The organism is Saccharothrix sp. HUAS TT1 (genome assembly GCF_040744945.1).
GTDB lineage: Bacteria > Actinomycetota > Actinomycetes > Mycobacteriales > Pseudonocardiaceae > Actinosynnema.
Map to the genome: position 1 here is coordinate 3,908,050 of NZ_CP160453.1, position 23,789 is coordinate 3,931,838.

Here is a 23,789-nt window from a genome sequence, read left to right on the forward strand (position 1 = left end):
GAAAACCCTGTGCGGCCCTGGCCCGGAACTCCCTACCCGCTCGGCGCCACCTATGACGGCGTCGGCACGAACTTCACCCTCTTCTCGGAGGTCGCGGACTACGTCGAGCTGTGCCTGTTCGACGACGACGGCGTCGAAACGCGCGTGCGGCTGCCCGAGGTGGACGGCTTCGTCCACCACGGCTACCTGCTCGGCGTCGGCCCCGGCCAGCAGTACGGCTACCGCGTGCACGGTCCCCACGACCCGGACCGCGGTCTGCGCTGCAACCCCAACAAGCTGCTGATCGACCCGTACGCCAAGGCGATCGCGGGCGACGTCGATTGGGACGAGTCGCTGTTCGGCTACCGGTTCGGCGACCCGGACTCCCGCAACGACCAGGACTCGGCCGGTCACGTGCCGCTGTCGATCGTGGTCAACCCGTTCTTCGACTGGTCCAACGACCGGCCGCCGAACACGCCGTACAACGAGTCGGTCATCTACGAGACCCACGTGCGCGGCCTGACCATGAACCACCCCGAGGTGCCGGAGAGCCTGCGCGGCACGTACGCGGGCCTGGCGCACCCGGCGGTGATCGACCACCTCAAGGGCCTCGGCGTCACGGCGGTCGAGCTGATGCCGGTGCACCACTTCATCACCGACCACGGGCTCCAGGAGAAGGGCCTGCGCAACTACTGGGGCTACAACACCATCGGGTTCTTCGCGCCGCACGCCGGCTACACGGCGATGCCGGAGACGGCGAACCAGGTGCAGGAGTTCAAGGGCATGGTGCGGGCCCTGCACGAGGCGGGCATCGAGGTCATCCTCGACGTGGTCTACAACCACACCGCCGAGGGCAACCACCTGGGCCCGACGCTGTCCATGCGCGGCATCGACAACCAGGCGTACTACCGGCTGGTCGACGACGAGCCGCAGTTCTACATGGACTACACCGGCACCGGGAACTCGCTGAACGTGCGCAGCCCGCACACGCTGCAGCTCATCATGGACTCGCTGCGGTACTGGGTGACCGAGATGCGGGTCGACGGGTTCCGGTTCGACCTGGCCGCCACCCTGGCCCGCGAGTTCTACGACGTCGACCGGCTGTCGACGTTCTTCGACCTGGTGCAGCAGGACCCGGTGGTCTCGCAGGTGAAGCTGATCGCCGAGCCGTGGGACGTCGGGCCCGGCGGCTACCAGGTGGGCAACTTCCCGCCCCTGTGGACCGAGTGGAACGGCAAGTACCGCGACACGGTGCGCGACTTCTGGCGCGGCGAGCCCGCCACGCTGGGTGAGTTCGCGTCCCGCATCACCGGTTCGTCGGACCTCTACCAGGATGACGGCCGGCGACCGTACGCGTCGATCAACTTCGTCACCGCGCACGACGGGTTCACGCTCAACGACCTGGTGTCGTACAACGACAAGCACAACTCGGCCAACGGCGAGGACGGCCGCGACGGCGCGGACGACAACCGGTCGTGGAACTGCGGCGTCGAGGGTCCGACCGACGACCCCGAGGTCAACGAGCTGCGGGCCAGGCAGCGGCGCAACCTGCTGGCCACGACGCTGCTGTCGCAGGGCGTGCCGATGCTGCTGCACGGCGACGAGCTGGGCCGCACGCAGGACGGCAACAACAACGCCTACTGCCAGGACAACGAGCTGTCGTGGGTGGACTGGTCGCTGGCGGAGAAGAACCGCGACCTGGTGGAGTTCACGTCGGCGCTGACCGCATTCCGCAAGCAGCACCCCGTGCTGCGCCGGCGCCGGTTCTTCCAGGGCAAGCCGATCCGCAAGGGCGACGAACTGCGCGACATCGCCTGGTTCACACCTTCGGGTGAAGAAATGACGGAGCAGAACTGGGGCGACGACTTCGGCCGCTGCGTCGTGGTGTTCCTCAACGGCGAAGGCATCCCGGACCTGGACCAGCGGGGGATGCGGGTGCTGGACGACTCGTTCCTGGTCGCGTTCAACGCGCACCACGAGGACATCGAGCTGACCCTGCCGGAGGAGGGCTACGGTCCGCAGTGGACGGTCGTGATCGACACCGCGACCGGCGAGATCACCCCGCCCGAGGCGGGCGAGCCGGTGCCGGCCGGCGGGACGCTGACGCTGGTGGCGAGGTCGCTCGTGGTGCTGCAACGGCTGGAGCAGGAATGACGGAATTGTCGGACCCCGCCGGTAAAATCAAACCAGGGGTCCCTGAGGGGGGACGCCTGCGAAGCCCTTCGGGCACCGGCGCGGGCGCGCCGCCCGCGTCGACCTACCGCCTCCAGTTCACCCCCGACTTCACCTTCGCCCACGCCGAAGCCGTGGTCGACTACCTGGACAGGCTCGGCGTCGGCGCCCTCTACGCCTCGCCCGTGCTGGAGGCCGTCCCCGGCTCCACGCACGGCTACGACGTGGTCGACCCCACCCGGGCCCGGGAGGAGCTGGGCGGCGAAGCGGGCCGGTTGGCGCTGCACAAGGCGGTGAGGAGGGCGGGCCTCGGGTTCGTGCTCGACATCGTGCCCAACCACATGGCCGTCGGCCCCGACGACGTCAACCAGTGGTGGTGGGACGTGCTGCGGCACGGCCGCGAGTCGCGGTACGCCGAGTACTTCGACATCGACTGGGCGTCCGGCTCGCTGCTGCTGCCGTTCGCGGGCGACGAGGCGTCCGAGGAGGAGCACGAGCACTACCGGCTGGCGTTCTGGCGGCGCGGCAACACCGAGTTGAACTACCGGCGGTTCTTCGACATCACCACGCTGGCCGCGGTGCGGGTCGAGGACCCCGAGGTCTTCGACGCCACCCACGACGAGGTGCTGCGCTGGGTGGCCGCCGGCGAGGTGACCGGCCTGCGGGTCGACCACCCGGACGGCCTGGCCGACCCCGGCGGGTACGTGCGGCGGCTCAAGGAGCGCTCGGGCGCGTGGCTGGTGGTCGAGAAGATCCTCGGCGCGGACGAGCGGCTGCCGGCGAGCTGGCCGGCCGACGGCACCACCGGCTACGACGCGCTGCGCGAGGTGTGCGGGCTGTTCGTCGACCCGGCCGGCGAGGCGGCGTTCACCGCGCTGGCCGACGAGCTCGGCGTGCCGGTCGACTTCGCCGCCGTCGAGCACGAGTGCCGCGAGCTGGTGACCAGGACGATCCTGCGCGCCGAGGTGCGCCGGATCGCCGCCCTGGTCCGCGACGTCGACCGCGAGGACGCCGAGCGGGCCGTCGCCGAGGTCATGGTCAACTTCCCGGTCTACCGCTCCTACCTGCCCGAAGGGCTCGACGCCTGGACGGCGGCGGTGCGGGCGGCGACGTCGCCCGCGGTGCCGGAGCTGGACCGGCAGGTGCGCGCCGACCCGGACGGCGAGCTGGCCACCCGGCTCCAGCAGACGTCCGGCATGGTCGTCGCCAAGGGCACCGAGGACACCGCGTTCTACCGGTACACCCGGTTCGTGGCGCTCAACGAGGTCGGCGGCGCGCCGGACCGCTTCGGCGTGCCGGTGGCCGAGTTCCACACCAGGTCGGCGCTGCGCGAGGCGTCCTCCCCGGCGTCGATGACGACCCTGTCCACGCACGACACCAAGCGGTCCGAGGACGTGCGGGCGCGGCTCGCGGTGCTGGCCGAGGTGCCCGACGAGTTCGCCGAGCTGGTGCGCCGGTGGACCGCCGCGCACCCGATCGACGAGCCGTCGCTCAACGCGCTGGCGTGGCAGTCGCTGGTCGGCGCCTGGCCGATCACCGCCGACCGGATGCGCGCCTACCTGGACAAGGCGGCCAAGGAGTCGAAGGTCCGCACCACCTGGACCGACCACGACGAGGCGTTCGAGGAGGCCGTGGCGGCGTGGCCGGAGCAGGTGCTGGCCGGGCCGGTGGCCGCCGAGGTCGCGTCGTTCGTGGACCGGATCGTCGCGGCGGGCTGGTCCAACGCGCTGGGGCAGAAGCTGGTGCAGCTCACCGCGCCCGGCGTGCCGGACGTCTACCAGGGCACCGAGCTGTGGGACCTGTCGCTGGTCGACCCGGACAACCGCAGGCCGGTCGACTACGAGGTGCGGCGGCGGCTGCTCGACCGGATCGAGGACGGCTGGCTGCCGGACGTGGACGACTCGGGCGCGGCCAAGATGCTCGTCGTGCAGCGCGCGCTGCGGTTGCGCCGGGAACGGCCCGAGCTGTTCCGCGGCTACCGGCCGCTGGAGGCGTCCGGGGACACCGCGCCGCACGTGGTCGCGTTCGAGCGGACCGGGCTGGTGGCGGTGGCCACCCGGCTCCCGCTGGGGCTGGCGGCCGCGGGCGGCTGGGGCGACGCGGTGCTGCCGCTGCCGCCGGGCGAGTGGACCGACGTGCTCACGTCCCGACCGGCCGCCACCCGGCTGGCGGACCTGCTGGACCGCTACCCGGTGGCGCTGCTGGTCGACCGCCGGCGGGGCTGACCACCGGCAGGGCTGACAATCGGACCGAGGAGATCAGTGACTTTTTCGGTGTGGGCGCCGGCGCACGAGCGCGTCCGGGTCCGGGTCGACGGCCGGGACCACGGGATGACCGCGGGCGAGGGCGGGTGGTGGCACTCGGACGCGTCCGGGACCGACTACGCGTTCCTGCTCGGCGACTCCGACGACGCGCTGCCCGACCCGCGGTCGCGGTGGCAGCCGGCCGGGGTGCACGGGGCGTCACGGGTGTACGACCACGACACGTTCGAGTGGACCGACCAAGCGTGGACCGGGCGCGCGCTGCCCGGCGCGGTGATCTACGAGCTGCACATCGGCACGTTCACGCCGGAGGGCACGTTCGACGGCGCGGCGACCCGGCTGGACCACCTGGTCGAGCTGGGCGTCACGCACGTCGAGGTGATGCCGGTCAACTCGTTCGACGGCGTCGCCGGCTGGGGCTACGACGGCGTGCTGTGGGGCGCGGTGCACGAGCCGTACGGCGGGCCGGACGGGTTCAAGCGGTTCGTGGACGCGTGCCACGCCCGCGGGCTGGCCGTGCTGCTGGACGTGGTCTACAACCACCTCGGGCCGTCCGGCGCGTACCTCGACCGGTTCGGCCCGTACTTCGCGGGCAGCAACGACTGGGGACCCGGCCTCAACCTCGACGGCGAGGGCGCCGACGAGGTGCGGCGGTACGTCGTGGACAACGCGCTGGGCTGGCTGCGCGACTTCCACGTGGACGGGCTGCGCCTGGACGCCGTGCACGCTCTCGTGGACCGCAGCGCGCTGCACGTGCTGGAGCAGCTGGCCGTCGAGGTGGACGCGCTGTCGGCCGCCGTGGGGCGCCCGCTCACGCTGATCGCCGAGTCGGACCTCAACGACGCCCGGCTGGTCACCGCGCGGGAGGGCGGCGGGCACGGCCTGCACGCCCAGTGGGCCGACGACCTGCACCACGCGCTGCACGTGGCGCTGAGCGGGGAGACGTCCGGCTACTACCCGGACTTCGAGGGCGAGCTGGCCAGGACCCTGCGCGAGGTGTTCCTGCACACGGGCACCTGGTCGTCGTTCCGGGGTCGCAGCCACGGCCGCCCGGTGGACCGCGACCGGCTGCCCGGCTACCGGTTCCTCGCCTACCTGCAGAACCACGACCAGGTCGGCAACCGCGCCACCGGCGACCGGCTGTCCGCGACGGTGCCGTGGCAGCGGCAGGCGGTGGGCGCGGCGATCGTCCTCTGCTCCCCGTACACGCCGATGATCTTCATGGGCGAGGAGTGGGCGGCGAGCACGCCGTGGCAGTTCTTCGCGTCGTTCCCGGACCCGGAGCTGGCCGAGGCGGTCCGCACCGGGCGGCGGCGGGAGTTCGGCAGGCACGGGTGGGGCGAGTCCGAGGTGCCCGACCCGATCGACCCGGAGACCCCGCGGCGGTCGACGCTGCGCTGGGACGAGGTGGGCGAGCCGGGCCACCGGGAGCTGTTCGAGCTCTACCGGGCGCTGATCGCGCTGCGCCGGTCCCGCCCGGAGCTGGCGGACCCGCGGCTGGACCGGTTCGCGGTGCGCGAGCAGGGCCGGGTGCTGGTGCTGCACCGCGGCGCGCTGCGGGTGGTGTGCAACCTCGGTGACCAGGCCGAGGCGCGCCTGGACGTCGAGGTGGGCGAGGTGCTGCTCGCCTCGGCCGGGGTGGAGGTGGACGGGCAGGTCTTGCACCTGCCCGCCGACTCCTTCGCGATCGTCGACCGCGCGGCGGTCACGCCCCGTCCGAGGCGAGCCACCCCACCTCGGTGAGCTTCTCGGCCAGCAGCCGACCGGCCAGCTCGACCTGGTCGGCCAGCTGTCTTCGCACCTCCGGCCGGTCGTCGCCGGAGTCCTGGGCCGCGTCGTAGGCCGCGACCAGCCTGCGTGCCGCGTGCACCACCTCCACCCCCGGCCACTCGGGCAGGGCCACCGGCTCGTCCGGCGGCGGTTCGGCGGTGGTGTGCACGGCCCGCACGGCCTGGCGCGGCCCCAGCTCGGCGGACAGGTCGAGCAGCTTCAGCGCTATCGTGTGCAGCTTCACGTTGTGGTGCTGAGACATCCGCACGAGCAGCTGGAAGCCCTCCTGGGGCGTGCAGCCCTGCACGGCGGATATCAAGCCGGTGGCCTGCCCGATGACGGTGCGCGTCTGCACCGCCTTGCGCAGTCCGACTATCTCGGCCTCGAGGCTGGCGATCCGCGCGGTCAGCGAATCGTCGCGCCCGTTGTCCCCGACCACGGTCGGGCTCCTCTCTCGCACGTAGGTACCGGTCAGCCAGGCCAGCAGTGCGAGAGCGTCCGGACACGCGGGTGCCAGCACCGGCAAGCCCACAGCTCTCGCTGACCCTGGTGCCCTCACGGGTGCCGGGTGGCTTGCGGCTGGCTTTTCAACCGCGTAGACGATCACCGTAGTAGAGGATGGGTGGTCAGGTGCAACTGGAGGGGTTCTGCGGCTGGTCGCGCCGCCTCCGGGGCGTCCGCTAGCGCGGCGGGAGCACGCAGAACTCGTTGCCCGCCGGGTCGGCGCACACCACCCACGGCAGGGTCGGGTCGGCGTCCACGACCCGCGCGCCGAGCCCGGTCAGCCTGGTCACCTCGGCGTCCCGGTCGCCGTCCGCCGCGAGGTCGAGGTGCAGCCGGTTCTTGACCTGCTTCGGCTCGGCGACCGGCTGCAGCAGCAGCATCGGCCCGGAACCGGTCAACTCGGTGTACTCGACCCCTTTCGGGTCTCTCCACCGGCGTGCCACCCGGTGCCCGAGCGCGGCGCACCAGAACTCCTCCAGGGCGCTGACCTGGTCCGCTGGGCAGTCCACGGTGATGGCGATGATGTGTGCGGTCATGCGCCGGTAGTTTCCCCGTCCGGGCGAGGGGTATCCGTCGGGTGACGGAAAAAGTCCCGACGAGAGGAACGGTCATGGGGACCGACGACAAGGTCAGCAACAAGGCCGAAGAGCTCAAGGGCAAGGCCAAGGAAGCGGTCGGCGACGCCACCGACAACGAGCAGTGGCAGGCCGAGGGCCGCGCCGAGCAGGCCAAGGGCTCGCTCAAGCAGGCGGGGGAGAAGGTCAAGGACGCCTTCCGTGGCGACGACCGGTAGGACGGCCGCCAAGACCGCCAAGCAGACGTCGAGCGCCGCCGAGTTCGTGCCCGAGGGGGCCGACTTGGCGGCGCTCCGCCGTGCTGCCGCCGGTTGCCGGGGCTGCGAGCTGTACGAGCCCGCCACGCAGGTGGTGTTCGGTCAGGGACCGGAGGCCGCCCGCCTGGTGCTGGTCGGCGAGCAGCCGGGCGACGTCGAGGACCGGCAGGGCGAGCCGTTCGTCGGGCCTGCCGGCCGGTTGCTGGACAAGGCGCTGGAGGAGGCCGACCTGGCCCGTGAGGGCGTCTACCTGACCAACGCGGTCAAGCACTTCAAGTTCGTGCCCGCCGAGCGCGGGAAGCGGCGCGTCCACAAGTCGCCGACGCGCGGCGAGGTCGTCGCCTGCCTGCCGTGGCTGGAGGCGGAACTGGCCCGGGTGCGGCCCGCGCTGGTGGTGTGCCTGGGCGCGACGGCGGCCAAGGCCGTGCTGGGCACGTCGTTCAAGGTCACCGAGCGGCGCGGGCAGGTCGAGCGGGTCGGGGACCACGACGTGATCGCGACCGTGCACCCGTCGGCGGTGCTGCGCGCGCCCGACCGCGACGAGGCGTACCGGGGCTTCCTGGCCGACCTGAAGGCCGTGCGCGCCCACTTCGACTCGCTGAGCGCTCGCTGACCACCTGCCGAGGGTGTGAAACGGCCCCCGGACCGCTTCCCGCACCAGGTGCGGGCCGAGCTGGACTGGGCTCGGGGTCACGGGGGCCGGGTGGCTGCCTGGGATTCGCCCAGACCACCTGAAGGTCGGTCCTAGCGGACAGCCACCTCACGACGAGTCCTATAGCTATTCAACTTCGGACCACCTCCTTCCTCGTGTACCGCGAACGCTATGCGAGCCCCGACGGGCTCGCAACGGCTTTTCCTGCTCGATCCGGCTCCGCGTCCGCCCCGGTCGGCGGCGGTAGCGCCGGGTCTGATTCCCGCCGGACCGGAATCGCCTGGTGGCGCAGGATTCCCGGCATGGAACTCGAAGGCAGGGTCGCCCTGGTCACCGGCGGCAGCAGGGGCATCGGGGCGGCGGTCGCGGTGCGGTTGGCGGAGGCGGGCGCGGACGTCGCGATCACGTGCCGGAACGGTCCGGGCGACGTGGTCGAGCGGATCGAGGCGCTGGGGCGGCGGGCGGTGGCGGTCCGGGCGGACAGCGGTGACGCGGACGCGGTGGTGGCGGCGGTCGAGGAGGCCGTGGCGGTGCTGGGGCGGCTGGACGTGCTGGTGAACAACGCGGGTGAGTTCATCGTCGGGCCGGTGGCGGAGCTGGGGGTGGCGGAGTTCGACCGGACGTTCGACGTGAACGTGCGGGCGGCGTTCGTGGCGGTGAAGGCGGCGCTGCCGCACCTCGGCGCCGGCGGGCGGGTGATCGGGATCGGCAGCAACGTGGCGTCGCGGGCGGTGTTCCCGGGGTTCTCGCTGTACTCGGCGAGCAAGGCGGCGCTGGTGGGGCTGACGAAGGCGTTGGCGCGCGAGCTGGGGCCGCGGGGGATCACGGTGAACCTGGTGCACCCCGGTGCGACCGACACCGACTCGAACCCGGCGGACGGCCCGGCGGCCGACGTCATCCGCGGGTTCACCGCGCTCGGCCGGTACGCCGTGCCGGCGGAGGTGGCCGCCGCCGTCGCGTTCCTCGCCTCCGACGAGGCCCGCTACGTGACCGGCGCCCAACTGCACGTCGACGGCGGCTTCACCGCCTGACCCCCGCGAGAGTCCAACGTCCACGCCGCGAGAGTCCAACGTCCAGCGCACCTGAGTTCAACGCTCAGGGCCGGAGCGGGCGCGCCTGAGCGTTGAACTCGGGGTGCGTGAGCGTTGGACTCTCGCGGGCTGGGGGTTGGACTCTCGCGGTTGGTTAGCTGGCGTTCACGTCGATGCAGGCGTAGAACGCGTTGGAGGTGTCACCGATGTTCCAGATGGCGAGCACGGTCTGGCGGCCGGAGGCGCCCAGGTTCACCGTGTGCGACACGGTGGCCGGGGGCTGCTGGTTGCCGCCGTCGAAGAAGCCGACCCGCCGGCCGGCGACGTAGTACTCGTAGTTCGCGGTGCGGTGGCGCGCGGTGAAGGTCCAGTTGAACGTGACGGACCGGCCGGTGCTCGCGACCTGCCAGCCCTTGTTGTTGTCGTTCAACTCGGCGAACCGGGCGACGCCGCCGTTGCAGCTGCGCAACCCCTTCGGGCCTTCGACGCTCTGCGGCTCGTACTTGATGTCGCCGCACGGCACCAGGCCGCGGGCGCACTGGGCCTGACGACTGGCCGGTGACGACACGTACCCGTGCGCGAACGCGGGCGCCGAGGGCAGGGCGACCGACACGAGCGGGGCGACGAGCACGCCTGCCGCCACCGCGGCGATCCTTCGGCGGAGTGACATGTGGACTCCTCTGATCGGATGGGCGGAAACGCTTGTGGCGAACGCCAACCCGAGTGCGCTGGGCGTTCACCCAAACGCGGCGGCAGGTCTAGACCATACTCTCTGTGACTGGCCTGTGACAACAGTTCACCCGGCAGTTGTCCGGTTGTCCTGTCTCGTCCCGGTGGGCCCGGAAGCGGGTGGTGGGAATGACCTTGGCCGAGCAGGCGGCCAGGACGACGGTCGGCGAGGTGTGGCAGGCCGTGATCAACGGCGTCGGACAGCCGCATCGGCTCACTTCCGCATGAAAGTCGATCACCCGGCGGCCGTTGAGGACAACAGGCGCCCCGCGCGGGAACGGCCTACGGTCGGTGAAGCGCGTGGGCTTCTTCCGGCAGGTGTGCCGCCTGCGCGGTCCGTTGGTACACCACGTAGCGCCCGGCCCCGACCTTGGTGACGAGGCGTGCGCGGTGCGGTGCGCCGAGGTGGTAGGAGACGGTGCTCGGGGCGTAACCGACCCGGGCGGCGAGTTCCGCGGTGGACCGGGCGGTTCCGAGGTCGGCCGGCAGGGCCGCCCGGACGTCGCCGACCACCTGCGCGATGCCCCCCGGGCCCGTGGTCACGGCCGGCTCCGACCCGTTGGGCGGGGTAGTAGAGGACGAACTGCCCGGGGGTGTCGACCTGGATGACGACGTCGCGCGCTGGGCGATGTCCTGGTCGGTGATCGAGCGCAGTTCGGGCCGGCCGTCGGAGAGGGCGTCCCGCCAGAACCGGGCGAGGCCGTTGGCGAGGCGTCGTTGCATCCGCCCCGACTCCGCGACCCGGCGGGTGGTGGCCCGCAGCGGCCTGCTCCAGTGGGTGCGCGTGTAGGTGAGGACCTGGGTTTCCAGGTCCTCCTGCGTCGCGGCCTCGATCTGCGCGACCTGCTCGGCGAGCGGGTCGCGGCGGCGCGCGCCCGTCCCCGGTTGCGGGGTGAGCAGGTCGGGCGTGTAGGTGTCGCCGTTGTGCGGCAACAGGTCCACAAGCAGGGCGACGTCCGGGTGGGCGAGTGACGCGCGGGCGAGTGGTCCGGGATCCCCGAACACCGGGTGCCGGCCCGACGCGGCGGTGAGCGTCAGCCACGCCAGGGACTCCGACGCGGGGAAGGGGTCAACCGCGTCCCGGCCACCGTGTCGGCGTCTGCGCGCAGCGTGAGCACCGCGCCCGCGCTAGCAGTCGTCGCGGTGGATTCGAGCCGGTTCGAATGCTTTCCGGTCCCAGGCCCGCGCGGGGTTGAGTGGTGTTGCCGAGCAGATCCGGACGACTGGGCGACCTGCCGCCCGGATCTGCTCGGCGGACCGCCGGTGGGATCTCAGCCGGTCTGCGGCCCCGACCCCGGCTCCGGTTCGAGTTCCGGCGCGGTGTCGGGCCACGACTCCGGGGCCGGGCCGAACGCGCGTCGGGCGGTTCGGACGGTCAGGGCGGCGACGGCGGCGTTGGCGCCGCCGCCGATCACCGCGCCGATGCCGAACGGGACCGCCCGGCCGAGCACGATGATCCCCTGCTTGGTGCCGTACTTGGTGATGAAGTGCTTGCCCAGGACGCCGTTGATCCGGCGCAGCGTCGCCACGGGCACCTTGCCGACCAGTTGACGACCCCAGTGCTGACCGGTGCGCTCGGCGATCTTGCCGATGGTCTTGGAGCCGGACTCGCCGAGCATGATCCCCATGACGAGCGTCCGGCGGCGTTCGACCTCGTCGATCCGGACCCCGTGGACCTCGGCGACCGAGAGCACGAACAGGGCGCTCAGTTCGAGCGAGGAGAAGAACTCGCCCGCCGACAGCGCCAGCGCGGCCCCGGTGCCGACGGCGGGTGCGGCGGCGACGCCCCCGACCGCGGCCCCCGTGCTCGCCAGGGCGCTGACGTACATCCGCTCCAGGGTGCGGACGACCTCCGCCGGTGTCGCCTCCGGGTTGCGCTGCCGGGCCCGGGCGATGTTCTTGCGGACCAGCGGCGCCTGCAGGCCGATGGCCTTGTCCAGCAGGTCGAGGATGGTCCGGCCCCGCCCACCGGATTCCGGGGCTGATCCTCCGATGGCGTCAGGCTCCACGCCGAACTCCCTCAGGTCGTCACGTCTCGGAGCAGTCTCGCACCCGCACGACGCCGAGGCGCCCGGGCCGCGCGGCGGGTTGTGGGAGGATGGTGTCGCGATGAGGAAACCGCCCGGGAGAGCCGATTCCCGCGCGCGGCGGGCACGATGACCGACGAGCGCGCCGCGCGGATCGACGTGACGCGCCTGCCCGCCGAACTCGTGGCGCTGATCGACCGCCTCGGGCCGGGGGAGGACCTGGCCATCACGCGCGACGGCGGCGTGATCGCGACGATCTCGGGCGGCGGGGGCGGGGGTTCCCGGACGCCGACCGCGGACTTCGGCGACGTGACGGTCGTCGCCACGGCGATGAAGCTGTCCGCGTCGGCGCGGGCGGCGCTGTCCGAACAGCTCGGCCCCGACTACATCGTGCTCGACATGCACTCCGCGCCCACGACGGCGGACGTGCTGCTGGTGCCGCCGGCCAGCCCGCAGCTGATCGGGAGCCTCCAGGCGCTGTACCCGAAGGCGCGCGTCGTCGTCGCCGAGATCGAGGACCGGGAGCTCGGGATCAGCTACCGGGGCCCGGTCCGGCGCATGCTGGACGCGGGCGCGCGGACCTACCTGATGTCGAGCACCATCCCCGTGCTGGCCGAGCAGCTCGACCAGGTCGTCACCAGCGGACGGGCGCAGCTCGCCGGGGGAGCCGAGGCGCGGCTGGAGATCGAGCCGGGGCGGGACGACCCGAGCTGACGCCGCCCGAGGATCACCGGGCGGGCACCTTGACGTGACCCGGAGGGCGGAGGGCGCGCTCGACGTGGGCGCGCAGTCCGGTGTGGTCGAGCACGGTCGTCAGCGGCGAGGTGGCTATCGCGGTGGCGCGGGGGTCGGCGCGGTCGGCGATGGCGTCCGCGGTGCGCCCGGTGCCGCGCAGGACGGCCAGCGGTCGGCGGTGGCGCAGGCTGTGCTCGGCGTCGTCGTAGGCGATCGGGCCGCCGTTGGCCAGCACGGTCAGCGACGGCTGCCGGCCCGCGACCAGGTCGGCGACGTCGGCGAGCCACGGCGACTCGTCGCCCCACCCGCCACCGGGGACCACGACCAGGTGGGTGTGGTTCGGTTCGAACGCGGCCGCGTCGACGGCGACCTCGGCGGCCACGCCGACCAGCGGGAACGCGCCGCCCGCCGCCGCGCGCGCCCGGCCGATGGCGCGCATGACGCCGGTGTCCGTGCCGCCGTCGACCACGACCGCACGGCACTCGTCCAGCAGCGGCACGAGGGCGCGGAGCGCGTGGCCCAACGACTCCAGGTCGGCCGCGCCCATCCCGGCGGCCCCGCCGACCAGCACCAGGACCGGGCGGTCCGGGGGCAGCCCCGCGTCGCGCAGCTCGGCCTTCGACGTGACCCGCACCCGCTCCACGACAGGCGACCGTACCGCCGCGACCCCGGCCGGTCGCCATGCCACGGGGGTATCCGGGGATCGGCCCTACAGGTCCAACCCGGTGAGCACGAGGACCCGCTGCTCGGTCAGGTCGGCCATGGCCGCGGCGACGCCCTCCCGGCCCGTGCCGGACTCCTTGACCCCGCCGTACGGCATCTGGTCGGCGCGGAAGCTCGGCACGTCGCCGACGATCACGCCGCCGACCGCCAAGCGCTTGGCGGCGCGGAACGCCAACCGGACGTCGTGCGTGAACACGCCCGCCTGCAGGCCGAAGCGGGAGGCGTTCACCCGGTCGAACGCCTCCTCGGTCGACGGGACGGCGTCCAGCACCACGACCGGGCCGAACACCTCCTCGTCCACCACCTTGCACCCCGGCGGCACGTCGGCCAGCACGGTCGGCTCGTAGGTCGCGCCGGAGCGCTTGCCGCCGGTGAGCACCCGCGCCCCCGCCGCCACGGCCTCGTCCACCCACGCCTCGACCCGCCGCGCGGCGGCCTCGTTGATCAGCGGGCCGACGTCGGTGGCCGGGTCGGTCGGGTCGCCGGTCCCGAGCCCGCGCACGTGCGACACCACGGCCTCGGCGAACGCCGGGTACACGTCCTCGTGGACGTACACGCGCTGCACCGAGATGCACGACTGCCCGCCCTGGTACATGGAAAAGGTCGCGACGCGCTGCGCGGCCCGGTCCAGGTCCGTCCAATCGGGACAGACGACGGCCGCCGCGTTGCCGCCCAGCTCCAGCACCACGTGCTTGCGCGGCACCCGGTCCAGGATCGAGTAGCCGACCGGGCCGGACCCGGTGAACGACACCACCGGCAGCCGGGGGTCCTCGGCCAGCGCGCCCGCCACCTCGTTGGGCACCGGCAGCACCGACCACGAGCCCGCGGGCAGGTCCGCCTCGGCCAGCAGCTCGCCGAGCAGCAGCGCCACCAGCGGTGTCGCCGGCGCGGGCTTGACGACGATCGGCGCGCCGACCGCCAGCGCGGGCGCGACCTTGTGCGCCACCAGGTTCAGCGGGAAGTTGAACGGCGCGATGCCCAGCACCGGTCCGCGCGGCGCCCGGCGGACCAGCGCCAGCCTGCCGTTCGCCGCCGGGTCGGTGTCGAGGCGTTGCAGCTCGCCGGAGAACCGGCGCGCCTCCTCGGCGGCCCAGCGGAACGTCGACACCGCGCGGGCGACCTCGACCCGCGCCCACTTCAGCGGTTTGCCGGACTCGGCGGTGATCAGCGCGGCGACCTCGTCGGCGCGTTCGGCGAGCCGGCGCGACACGTGGTCCAGCGCCGCCGCGCGGGCGTGCGCGGGCAGGTCGGCGAACTCGGCGGCGACGGCGTGCGCGGCGGCGACGGCCCGCTCCACGTCCTCGGCGGTGGCGTTCGACGTCACGCCCGCCACCGCGCCGTCGTGCGGTGCGCGGATCTCGACCACGTCGTCGCCGGTGGCGGGTCGCCCGGCGACCCAGTACGGGGTTGTCGTCGTCACTCGATGGCTCCTTCAAGCACGTCCAGGTCCTCGGCCGGCAGGTCGTCCGGGATGGTGAGCGGTGGCAGCAGGCCGCCCGCGATGCCCTTCGCCGTGACCACCAGCTCCGGCCGGTCGACGGCGGCGACCGCGCGCCGGGCCGCCTCCTCGCCGGTGAGGCCGTCGCGCAGGGGGTAGGAGCCGGGGACCCGCTGGACGCCGGGCGTGAACGGGCCGAAGCCGTGCTCGTGGGGCAGCTCGCGGGCCGTCATCGCCATCGTGAGGTTGGTGCGGCCGTGGTAGGCGTGGTCGAGCACGACGACGCCCGGCCGGCCGGTGGCGTGCCGGGCGATCTTGACCGCGTTCTCCACCGCCTCCGCGCGCAGCCGGGCCATGGCTTCAGCATCGGCCGTTCCACCAGCGAGCGACAGTGTCCATAGTGGCGATTCGCCCCTCGGGTGTTGTACACAGTGTCCATGGCGGTGACGGTCGGGGCGTTGGCCCGCGAGATCGGGTTGACGGTGCTCGTGGACGCCGGGCTGGACCGGGTCGTGGCGTGGGTGCACAGCACCGAGCTGGCCGACCCGACGCCGTTCCTGGAGGGCGGCGAGCTGCTGCTGACCACCGGCATCGCGCTCGGGCCGCACGAGGACTACGTGCGGCGGCTGGTGGCCGCGGGCGCGGTCGGCCTCGGGTTCGGCACCGGGCTGAGCCACGACCGGGTGCCCGAGGACCTGGTCCGGGCCGCCCGCGACGCCGGGTTGGCGTTGCTGGAGGTGCCGCGGGCCACGCCGTTCATCGCGATCACCAAGGCGGTCTCGCGGGCCGTCGCGGCGGACGAGTACGCGGCCGTGGCGCAGGCCGGCGCGGCGCAGCGCGCGTTGACCCGCGCGGCGGTGAACGACGGGCCGCGGGGGGTCGTGCGGCGGCTGGCCCGGCTCATCGACGGCGGCGTGGCGCTGCTGGACCCGCACGGCTCGCCGGCGCACGTCGTCGGCGACCTGCCCGACCTCACCGGCCACCTGCGCCGGTTGGCGGCGTCGGGCGGTCCGGCGGGCGCGGCGTGGCAGGTGGGGCGGCGGCGCGTCGCGATGCAGGTGCTGGGGCGGCAGGGCTACCTGGCCGTCGCCGCCGACCGGCCGCTGGAGGCGGGCGTGGTGAACACCGCCGCGTCGCTGCTCACGCTGGCGCTGGCCCGGTCCGACGAGGGGGCGGAGGCGTCGTCCCGGCCCGGGTCGGACGACGTCGAGGCGGTGCGCAAGGAGCTGCGGGAGGCGCGGTTCCGGTTGGCGCTGGCGGGCGTGCCGGTGGACGGGGTGCCCGAGGGGCCGTTCCGGGTGTTCGTGCTGCGCGGCGAGTGGGCCGAGCCGACCGGGTTCTGGGCCGAGGTGGACGGGCAGGTGGTCGTGCTCGCCCGCGAGCTGGACGTGCCCGCCGCCGCGTCCGGCCCGGTGGACGCGCACAGCGTCGCCCGCGGCCACCGGGAGGCGCTGCGGGCGTTGGAGGAGGGCGTGGACACCTTCGAGGAGGTGGCCGGGGCCGGGCTGCTCGCGCCGGACGCGGCGCGGTTCGCCGCCGCCCTCCTCGCGCCGCTGGACGACGTGCTGCGGGAGACGGTGCGGGTCTGGCTGTCGTGCCACGGCCAGGCGGAGCCGGCCGCCGCGCGCCTCGGCGTGCACCGCCACACGGTGCGCAACCGCCTCCTGCGGGTGGAGCAGCTGCTCGGGCGCTCGCTGGAGCCCGCGGGGACGCGAGCGGAGCTCTGGTTCGCCCTGCACGCCTGACCGGGCCCGGAGCGACCGCGGGCCGAAGATCACTCGACCGAGTGAACTTCAACGATCGGCTGGTCAGGCTGCCGCTGGTGCTTCGGTGATCCGAAGGAGGTGGTGGTTTGCGGTGCCGGGATGTGGGTACGCCTCCCCGAACGGTCGGACCGGGTGGCCGGCCGGGCCGGCGGGCGGGTAGCTTCCGGCGTCCGGGCCGACGTCGTCGACACAGCGGAGGTTCAACCGGATGTGGGACGGTGACCTCACCGGCGAGGTGGTCGACGGCAGGTACGCCCTGGGCACCCTGTACGGGTCGGGCGGGATGGCCGAGGTCTACCGGGCGCTGGACACCCGGGCGGACCGCCGGGTCGCGATCAAGTTCTTCCTCGGCGCGGAGGCGGGCGAGGACCGGATCAGGCTCGACCGCGAGGCGGAGGTGCTGGCCGCGCTGCGCTGCCCGGGACTGGTCGAGGTGTACGGCACCGGAGTCTTCCGCGGCCGGCCCTTCTACGTGATGCAGGCGGTCGACGGCGGCACGCTGCGCCGCCGGATGCGCGGCGCCATGGCGCCCGAGGCGGTGGCCGCGATCGGGGCGCAGGTCGCCGGCGTGCTGGCCCACGTGCACGCCAACGACGTGGTGCACCGGGACGTGAAGCCGTCGAACATCCTGCTCGACACCGCCGGGCGGCGCGCCTACCTGGCCGACTTCGGGCTGGCGCTGCAGGGCCAGGTCACCAGGGTGACCAGGTCCGGCATCCTGGTCGGCACCGCGGGCTACCTCGCGCCCGAGCAGGTGCGGGGCGCCGACGTGCGGCCCTCGGCCGACGTCTACGCGCTGGGGCTGGTGCTGCTGGAGTGCCTGACCGGGCGGCCCGAGTACCCGGGCGGCGACACGGAGGCGGCGCTGGCGCGGCTGCACCGGGAGCCCCGGGTGCCGGTCGACCTGCCCGCGCCGTGGGCCGAGGTGCTGACCGCGATGACCGCGTCGAACCCGGACGGGCGGCCGTCGGCGGCGGAGTGCGAGCGGCTGCTGGAGCGGGCGCGGCAGGCCAGTGCCGGGCTCGCGCCGCTGGTCGGCGCGGCCGTGGCGGACCGGTCCGAGGAGCCGAGGCACGCGCTCAAGGCCGGCCGTGGTCGGGCGGACGGCGGTGCGGCGGACGTCGGCGGGACAGGCGTCGGCGGGGCGGGTGGTCGGGGGCTCAGGCCGGACAGCCGGGCGGCGCTGGCCGGTGCGGTCGTCGCGGCCGGGGCGTTGACGCTGGTCGGGTTCCTGCTGTGGGGCGACACGTACGAGCCGACGCCCGGCGAGCGGTCCGAGCGGACGGTCACCAGCACGGTCGGCGACCCGGTCGCCGAGCAGGTGAAGGACACCGGCGCGGTCGTGCCGGGCGACCCGGCGGGCGCCACGTCGACCGCGGTCGACGCCGTCCCGGCCGAGCGGTCGCCGGACGGCGCCGACGACGCGGGCGGCCCGAGCACGACCACCACGACGACCACCTCGACCGGCACGACCGAGGCGCCCACGACGACCGACAAGACCGTCCGCCAGCCGCCGGTCGAGGTCCCGACGAACGCGCCGGTGGTGATCGCGCCCAACTCCGGGCAGCAGCCGACGCGCACCGGACCGCCTTCGAAGACCCGCGGCAGCGAGAACGGGCGGGGCTGACGACCGGGCCCGGCCGCTCAGGAGCGCAGCGCGGGCAGCAGCTCGCCCTTGGCGAACTCCAGGAACCCCGACTGGTGGCCGCCGCCGATCTGCACCAGCGCCAGGTCGGTGAACCCGGCCTCGCGGAACCGCGCCACCGCCTCCACCACCGGCCCGACCTCGGGACCGCACGGGATCTTCCCGGCCACGTCCTCCGGCCGCACGAACTGCGTCGCACCGGCGAACCCGGCCGTCCCGGGCAGCTCGGCGTTGACCTTCCACCCGCCCGCGAACCACCGGAACTGCTCGTGCGCCCGCCGGACCGCCTCGTCCCGGTCGCGGTCCCAGCAGATCGGCAGCTGCCCGATCTTGCGCGACGGCCCGCCCTGGAAGACGTCCCACTCCTGGCCCAGCGACGCGTCCGGCTCGGTCGCCACCATCGCGTCGGCCAGCGGCGCGAACGTGCGCACCGACTGCCCGCCGGACACCGCCACCGCGATCGGCACCCGCTGCTCGGGCAGGTCCCACAGCTTCGCCGAGTCGACCCGGAAGTGCCGGCCCGAGTAGTTGACGTACCCGCCGTCGAACAACTGCGAGATGATCTCCACGGCCTCGCGCAGCAGCTCGTGCCGCACGTTCACCGGCGGCCACCCACGCCCCACCACGTGCTCGTTCAGGTTCTCGCCCGCGCCGAGGCCGAGCGTGAACCGGTTGCCGGACAGCAGCTGCACGGTCGCCGCCTTCTGCGCCACCACCGCCGGGTGGTACCGCACGGTCGGGCACGTCACGTAGGTCATCAGCTCGACCCGCTCGGTGGCCTGGGTGACCGCGCCCAGCACGCTCCACGCGTACGGCGCGTGCCCCTGCTCGTCCAGCCAGGGCGAGTAGTGGTCGCTCATCACCTCGAAGTCGAACCCGGCCTGCTCGGCGAGCGCGGCGTGCTCGACCAGCTCGCGCGGGCCGGCCTGCTCGGTCATGAGGGTGTAACCGATCCGCACGGTTCCTCCTACGCCATCGGCAGGTCGGTCAGGTCCGCCCGCAACTGGTCGAGTTCTTCGTAGACCGCCGACGCGCCCGCGTCGCGCAACTCGGCCTCGCCGAAACCACCCGTGCGAAGGCAGACGACCGGCAGCCCGGCCCGCTGGGCGGCCTCGCAGTCCCACACCGAGTCGCCGATGACGACCGCGCGACCGCCGTCGCGGTCGACCTGCCGCAGGGCGGTCTCGACCAGGTCCGGCGCGGGCTTGCTCTCCTCGACGTCGTCCGACGAGGTCGAGGGGGTGTCGACGGCGTCGATCAGCTCGAGGTAGTGGTCCACGTGCTTGCGCTTGCCGGAACTGGCCAGCACCACGGCGAAGTCCTGCTCCAGGGCCGCCGAGACCAGGCGGTGCGCGCCCTCCAGCGGCCGGACCTCGGCCAGCATCGGCTCGAACTCCGCCTCCCAGGCGGCGCGCAGGTCGTCGCCGTGCTCCCGCTCCGCGTGGTCGCCCGCGACGGCGGCGACGAGCTTGTCGCCGCCCATCCCGATCGCGCGGTGCAGCCGCCAGGTCGGCACGGTGATGTCGAAGCGGCGGAACGCGCGGAACCAGGCCACGGCGTGGTGGTAGTTGGTGTCCACCAGCGTGCCGTCCACGTCGAGGACGAGCGTGTTGGTCATGCGGCCTGGTTAACCCGGCCGGAGGACCGGCAAACCGGGCGGCCCCCCGGCCGGGGCGCGGTCAGCCGCGGCCGTCGACGCCGTCCAGGAACTCCTCGATCAGCCGGACCCACTCGGCGGGCGCCTCGGCGGCGGGGGAGTGGCCGCTGTCCAGCTCGGCCCACCGCGCGCCGGGGATCAGGTCGGCCAGCTCGCGGGTGGTGGCGGCCGCGATCAACCGGTCGTGCCTGGCGCCGATCACCAGCGTCGGCACGGCCACCGAGGGCAGTTCGGCGCGCAGGTCGACGCGCTGCACCAGGTCCACCTGCTCCGGCGAGCCGGGCGGCACGGTGAGCGCGATCAGCTCCAGCAGCCCGTCGGTCTGCTCGGCGGTCATCCGCCGCAGGTACGGCTCGCCCAGCGCGGTCGAGATCAGGTAGCGGGCCAGCGCGGCGCGGTCGCCGTCCAGCCGCCGGCGCCACTCGCGCATCCGCTCCGCGGTCCCGTCGTCGAGGCGGGCGAACCCGGCGGTGAGCACCAGCGCCGTCACCCGCTCCGGGTGCCGCAGCGCCGCGCGCACCGCCACCGCGCACCCCATGGAGTAGCCGACGACCGCGAACCGCTCCTCGCCGTCGGCGGCGGCGACCAGCCGGTCGGCCAGGTCGTCCAGCTCCAGGGGCGCGGACGCGCGCGGTGTCGTGCCGGAGCCCGGGAAGTCCACCGCGTGCACCTTGCGCTTGCGCGACAGCTGCGGGATGACCGGGCTGAAGTTGGCGCGGACCGTGCCGCCGGCGCCGTGGGCGAGCAGGAGAGCGGGAGTCACGCCGCCGATTCTGCCGGGAGACGGGGCTCGGGCGCGCCGGTTGAACCGAGGGTGGTTCGTGTTCAAGCCCACACCCGCCGCGTCAGCCGACGTACACCCGGATGACCGTGCCGTCCTCGCGCGTGTGCACCCGGACCAGGTCGCACAGCAGGTTCACCAGCATCACGCCGTACCCGCCGTGCGCGCTCACGCCGGGGTTGCGCCTGCCCATCATCGGGTTGGCGATGCGGCCCCGGTCGCGCACCTCGCACACCACCGTGCCGCCCTCGCGCCACAGCAGCAGCGTGCCCGTGCCGCCCGCGTGCACGACGCTGTTCGTGGTCAGCTCGTTGACCGCGAGCACCAAGTCCTCCACCTGGTCCGCGGTCAGGCCGGCGCCGGTGGCGAACTCGGCCACCAGCCGCCGGGCGCCGCCCAGGGCGTCGAGGTCGAACCGGCGGGTGAGCGCGCCCGGCGGCGGCGGTGGCAGCGGGAGGTTGAACTCCTCGGCGACCAGGAACGGTTCGCGGTAGCCGGTGCTGGGCCTGCGCTGCTCCGCCGCCACGACGGTCGAGTGGGTGAACTCGGCGTCGCGCACCGCTTCGGGGGTGAGGTTCGCCGCGTCGTACGGGCAGAGGATCCAGGCGGGCCGGTCCTCGAACGCGGTGTTGACCAGCGCCTCGTGCTGCACGCACGCCGGGTACTCCAGGTCGGTGCGGTCCGGCCAGATCGGCTCGGCGACGATCCGCACCCGACCGCCGGCGGCCGTCGCGTTGTCGGTGAACGCGGCCAGCACGCCGGGGATGATGCGGCCCGGGTTGCGCCCGGCCCGCCGCATGTCCAGGAACTCGACCTGCTCGGCCTGCCGGCCCAGCGCCGGCCGCAGCAGGTCGATGCCCCGCTGCGGCACGGCCACCAGCACCGGTTCGCCCGCTGTGAGACCGTCGCGCACGAACGGCACTGTTCCCGCGAGGTACTGCTCGTCGTCGCGGTAGAGCAACGCCTCGTGCACGAAATCGACCACCTTGGGGAACCTCCGAACAGTCCGCGGACGCCCTCAGTATCGCGCCCGCGCGCCGCGGCGCAGCGGCCTGCTCAGCACGACGCGCGTCGCCGGGTCCAGGCCGCGCGCCGCTTCGTCCGCGACGACGGCGGCCAGCCCCGGCGACAGGTCCGCGACCTCGTGGAATCCAAGTCGGAGGTAATAAGGCGCGTTCCACGGGATCTCGCGGAACGTGGTGAGGGTCAGCGCGTCCAGCCCCTCGGCGCCCGCCCAGAGCTCGACGTGGTCGAGCAGCGCCGCGCCGACACCGCGCCGGGCGTGGTCGGGGTGCACGCTGATCTGCTCGACGTGGGCGGCGCCGTCGACCACCTCGACCGCGACCCAGGCCACCGGGCGCGGGTCGACCGCCACCCAGACGCGCAGGTGTTCCAAGGTGTGCAGCGGCATCGGGTCGTCGTCGGCGATCTCCGGCATGCCGAAGTCGCGGAACGGTTCGCCGGAGGCGCGTTCGATCAGGGGCAGCAGGGGCAGTTCGGCGGGTCGGGCCGGGCGGATCTCCACCGGCCCATGGTCAGCCGGCGGCGAGGTCCCGCTCAACCTCGGTCCCGAGCGCTTCGAGCAGGCGCGCCGGGAGCCCTTCGTCCGGGCAGTCGTCCACCTCCAGCTCGGCGACGCTGCCCGCGACCCCCGCCAGCGAGACCCGCAGCGCGCCCCGGCAGCCGTGCGCGGCCAGCGGTTCCCAGGTCAGGAGCAGCCGGTCGTAGTCGGCGGCCAGGCTGACCTGGCGCGGCTCGTCGTGCGCGCGCAGGATCAGCACGTCGTCTGCCCGGCCGACGACCCGGTACGGCTCGGGCAACCAGGAGGCCAGCCGGGAGGGGTCGGCGGCGGCGGCGAACACCAGGTCGGGCAGGGCGGGGACAGCTCTTCTGACGTGGATGGTCACGGCCTCACGGTTACCCCGTTCGAGCAGGCGCACACCGGGTAACCGGCGGGCATGACGGCAGCACAGGACCCAGCGGACCAGCCGGTAGACCCGGACGAGGTGGCCGAGGAGGCCCCGATCGACCCCACCCCGCAGGAGGTCGACGAGTACCGCGCGCTGATCGGCGACGAGACGCCCGACCCCGAGGGGACGCCCGAGCCGGAGCCCCGCGTCGAGCCGGAGCCGCCGCGGTCGTGAGCGGGCGGGTGGGGACCGGTCCGCCGGTCCCCACCCGCTCCTACGGACCTCCGTCCGACACCCGCCCCGCTCCTACGAGCCGGAGTCGGCCGAACCGGGTTCGGTCATCGCCCGCATCGCCCGCGCCTTCACCGGGTCCGGCAGGGCGCGGCCCGCGACCGCCTGGGCCTTGTTGCGCAGCGAACCGGCCACCACGTGGTCGTCGCCGTCCATCAGCGCCTCGAACCCCGCCCGCGCGACCTCGGCCGGGTCGTCCTTCGGGCCGGTGGCGACCTTGGTGTCGGTCATGCCCGCCCGGCGGAAGAAGTCGGTGTCCGTCGGTCCCGGCATCAACGCCGTCACGGTCACCCCGCTGTCCCGCAGCTCCTCCCGCAACGCCTGCGAGAACGACGCCAGGAACGCCTTCGACGCCGCGTACACCGAGTGGAACGGCCCCGGCGCGGTCGCCGCCACCGACGACGTGAACAGCACCCGCCCGGCGCCCCGGTCCACCATCGCGGGCACCAGCCGCTTCGCCAGGTGCACCGCGGAGCCGATGTTCAGGTCCACCACCCGCAGGTGCGTCCGCAGGTCGCTGTCGTCCACGAAGTCGCCGCCGATGCCGATCCCGGCGTTGACCGCCAGCGCGTCCACCGGCCGCCCGAACCCCTCGACCACCGCGACCAGGTCCTCGTTGCCCGCGAACGTGGCCAGGTCCGCCCGCACCGGGTCGACCCGCGCGCCGCCGGTGGCCAGTTCCCGCGCCACGTCGTGCACCGCGTCGTTCTCCGCCGCCACGACCAGGTCGTACCCGTGCTCGACGAACACCCGGGCCAGTTCGAGCCCGATCCCGCTCGACGCGCCGGTCACCACCGCCAGGGGCCTTTCCGAAGCAGTCATGGAGGTGAACTACCCGGAGTCGGATCACCCAATCCGGTTTCACCCGATGTGCCCGGGGGCATCC

The 23,789-nt window shown here is 73.8% G+C and carries 24 protein-coding genes and 1 pseudogene; 10 read left to right on the plus strand and 15 right to left on the minus strand.

Translation table 11 applies throughout. The features are described from left to right. Positions 1–9 precede the first annotated feature (9 nt). The 3 genes from glgX to treZ are packed head-to-tail and all read left to right on the plus strand — an operon-like array spanning position 10 to position 6,155. Complete coding sequence (glgX, locus tag AB0F89_RS19200; RefSeq protein WP_367138045.1) at positions 10–2,133, plus strand: glycogen debranching protein GlgX; 2,124 nt, start codon at positions 10–12, stop codon at positions 2,131–2,133. After that, complete coding sequence (gene treY, locus AB0F89_RS19205) at positions 2,130–4,376, plus strand: malto-oligosyltrehalose synthase (protein ID WP_367138047.1); 2,247 nt, start codon at positions 2,130–2,132, stop codon at positions 4,374–4,376. The genes glgX and treY overlap by 4 nt, the downstream gene beginning before the upstream one ends. A gap of 36 nt (positions 4,377–4,412) precedes the next feature. Beyond that, positions 4,413–6,155, plus strand: coding sequence for a malto-oligosyltrehalose trehalohydrolase (gene treZ / locus AB0F89_RS19210; RefSeq protein ID WP_367138049.1), 1,743 nt, complete (start codon positions 4,413–4,415; stop codon positions 6,153–6,155). Here the strand turns inward: treZ and AB0F89_RS19215 are convergent. Together AB0F89_RS19215 and AB0F89_RS19220 are read right to left on the minus strand one after the other, a co-directional pair. Then, positions 6,118–6,621, minus strand: coding sequence for an ANTAR domain-containing protein (locus tag AB0F89_RS19215; RefSeq protein ID WP_367138051.1), 504 nt, complete (start codon positions 6,619–6,621; stop codon positions 6,118–6,120). The two genes, treZ and AB0F89_RS19215, sit on opposite strands and share 38 nt — an antisense overlap. Before the next feature lie 241 nt (positions 6,622–6,862). Then, a complete protein-coding gene (locus tag AB0F89_RS19220) occupies positions 6,863–7,222 on the minus strand; it encodes a VOC family protein (RefSeq protein WP_367138053.1) in 360 nt (119 codons plus the stop codon). 74 nt (positions 7,223–7,296) lie between these two features. On the opposite strand from AB0F89_RS19220, the gene AB0F89_RS19225 reads away from it, so the two are divergent. The 3 genes from AB0F89_RS19225 (at position 7,297) to AB0F89_RS19235 (ending at position 9,201) form a co-directional block, all read left to right on the plus strand. Beyond that, positions 7,297–7,479, plus strand: a complete 183-nt coding sequence (locus AB0F89_RS19225; RefSeq protein WP_367138054.1) for a CsbD family protein — start codon at positions 7,297–7,299, stop codon at positions 7,477–7,479. After that, entirely contained in the window at positions 7,463–8,131 is a 669-nt protein-coding gene (locus AB0F89_RS19230) for a UdgX family uracil-DNA binding protein (protein ID WP_367138056.1), read from the plus strand. The genes AB0F89_RS19225 and AB0F89_RS19230 overlap by 17 nt, the downstream gene beginning before the upstream one ends. 341 nt (positions 8,132–8,472) lie before the next feature. Next, positions 8,473–9,201 carry an SDR family NAD(P)-dependent oxidoreductase gene (locus AB0F89_RS19235; protein WP_367138058.1) on the plus strand — a complete coding sequence of 243 codons (729 nt, stop codon included), beginning with the start codon at positions 8,473–8,475 and terminating at the stop codon, positions 9,199–9,201. Positions 9,202–9,355: 154 nt separating this feature from the next. Here the strand turns inward: AB0F89_RS19235 and AB0F89_RS19240 are convergent, their stop codons facing one another. The 3 genes from AB0F89_RS19240 to AB0F89_RS19250 form a co-directional block, all read right to left on the minus strand. Next, on the minus strand, positions 9,356–9,871 hold the full coding sequence (locus AB0F89_RS19240) for a lytic polysaccharide monooxygenase auxiliary activity family 9 protein (protein ID WP_367138060.1): 516 nt from the start codon (positions 9,869–9,871) through the stop codon (positions 9,356–9,358). Between the two features lie 341 nt (positions 9,872–10,212). Next, entirely contained in the window at positions 10,213–10,872 is a 660-nt protein-coding gene (locus tag AB0F89_RS19245) for a winged helix-turn-helix domain-containing protein (RefSeq protein WP_367138061.1), read from the minus strand. A 329-nt stretch (positions 10,873–11,201) separates the two neighbouring features. Continuing rightward, a complete protein-coding gene (locus tag AB0F89_RS19250; RefSeq protein WP_367138063.1) occupies positions 11,202–11,939 on the minus strand; it encodes a hypothetical protein in 738 nt (245 codons plus the stop codon). Positions 11,940–12,086: 147 nt separating this feature from the next. On the opposite strand from AB0F89_RS19250, the gene AB0F89_RS19255 reads away from it, so the two are divergent. Beyond that, positions 12,087–12,671 carry a hypothetical protein gene (locus tag AB0F89_RS19255; RefSeq protein WP_367138065.1) on the plus strand — a complete coding sequence of 195 codons (585 nt, stop codon included), beginning with the start codon at positions 12,087–12,089 and terminating at the stop codon, positions 12,669–12,671. 13 nt (positions 12,672–12,684) lie between these two features. Here AB0F89_RS19255 and AB0F89_RS19260 read toward each other — a convergent pair whose 3' ends face one another. The 3 genes and pseudogenes from AB0F89_RS19260 to AB0F89_RS19270 form a co-directional block, all read right to left on the minus strand. Further along, a complete protein-coding gene (locus tag AB0F89_RS19260; RefSeq protein ID WP_367138067.1) occupies positions 12,685–13,335 on the minus strand; it encodes a hypothetical protein in 651 nt (216 codons plus the stop codon). A 66-nt stretch (positions 13,336–13,401) separates the two neighbouring features. Beyond that, positions 13,402–14,835, minus strand: coding sequence for an aldehyde dehydrogenase family protein (locus AB0F89_RS19265; RefSeq protein ID WP_367138069.1), 1,434 nt, complete (start codon positions 14,833–14,835; stop codon positions 13,402–13,404). 104 nt (positions 14,836–14,939) lie between these two features. Then, positions 14,940–15,194 (minus strand): annotated as a pseudogene (locus AB0F89_RS19270) (aminotransferase class III-fold pyridoxal phosphate-dependent enzyme); the annotation flags it as partial. Between the two features lie 96 nt (positions 15,195–15,290). Between AB0F89_RS19270 and AB0F89_RS19275 the strand changes: the two are divergent. Beyond that, positions 15,291–16,598, plus strand: a complete 1,308-nt coding sequence (locus AB0F89_RS19275; RefSeq protein ID WP_367138071.1) for a PucR family transcriptional regulator — start codon at positions 15,291–15,293, stop codon at positions 16,596–16,598. Between the two features lie 229 nt (positions 16,599–16,827). Then, a complete protein-coding gene (locus tag AB0F89_RS19280) occupies positions 16,828–18,246 on the plus strand; it encodes a serine/threonine-protein kinase (protein WP_367138073.1) in 1,419 nt (472 codons plus the stop codon). Positions 18,247–18,263: 17 nt separating this feature from the next. Here the strand turns inward: AB0F89_RS19280 and AB0F89_RS19285 are convergent, their stop codons facing one another. The 6 genes from AB0F89_RS19285 to AB0F89_RS19310 all read right to left on the minus strand — a co-directional run bounded on the left by AB0F89_RS19285 (position 18,264) and on the right by AB0F89_RS19310 (position 22,609). Then, a complete protein-coding gene (locus tag AB0F89_RS19285; protein WP_367138074.1) occupies positions 18,264–19,223 on the minus strand; it encodes an LLM class F420-dependent oxidoreductase in 960 nt (319 codons plus the stop codon). Between the two features lie 8 nt (positions 19,224–19,231). Beyond that, positions 19,232–19,882 (minus strand): HAD family hydrolase, encoded by a 651-nt coding sequence (locus tag AB0F89_RS19290; RefSeq protein WP_367138076.1) that lies wholly within the window; start codon positions 19,880–19,882, stop codon positions 19,232–19,234. Positions 19,883–19,943: 61 nt separating this feature from the next. Further along, on the minus strand, positions 19,944–20,684 hold the full coding sequence (locus AB0F89_RS19295) for an alpha/beta fold hydrolase (RefSeq protein WP_367138078.1): 741 nt from the start codon (positions 20,682–20,684) through the stop codon (positions 19,944–19,946). A gap of 82 nt (positions 20,685–20,766) precedes the next feature. Next, the gene (locus AB0F89_RS19300; protein ID WP_367138080.1) at positions 20,767–21,687 is read right to left on the minus strand and encodes an anti-sigma factor RsbA family regulatory protein; all 921 of its coding nucleotides are present in this window, start codon (positions 21,685–21,687) and stop codon (positions 20,767–20,769) included. Between the two features lie 33 nt (positions 21,688–21,720). Further along, positions 21,721–22,227 (minus strand): GNAT family N-acetyltransferase, encoded by a 507-nt coding sequence (locus tag AB0F89_RS19305; protein ID WP_367138082.1) that lies wholly within the window; start codon positions 22,225–22,227, stop codon positions 21,721–21,723. A gap of 10 nt (positions 22,228–22,237) precedes the next feature. Next, entirely contained in the window at positions 22,238–22,609 is a 372-nt protein-coding gene (locus AB0F89_RS19310; RefSeq protein WP_367138084.1) for a hypothetical protein, read from the minus strand. A gap of 51 nt (positions 22,610–22,660) precedes the next feature. Between AB0F89_RS19310 and AB0F89_RS19315 the strand changes: the two genes are divergently transcribed. Next, positions 22,661–22,846, plus strand: coding sequence for a hypothetical protein (locus AB0F89_RS19315; protein WP_367138086.1), 186 nt, complete (start codon positions 22,661–22,663; stop codon positions 22,844–22,846). A gap of 72 nt (positions 22,847–22,918) precedes the next feature. On the opposite strand, the gene AB0F89_RS19320 is transcribed toward AB0F89_RS19315, so the two are convergent. Then, on the minus strand, positions 22,919–23,725 hold the full coding sequence (locus tag AB0F89_RS19320; protein WP_367138088.1) for an SDR family NAD(P)-dependent oxidoreductase: 807 nt from the start codon (positions 23,723–23,725) through the stop codon (positions 22,919–22,921). Between the last annotated feature and the right edge of the window lie 64 nt (positions 23,726–23,789).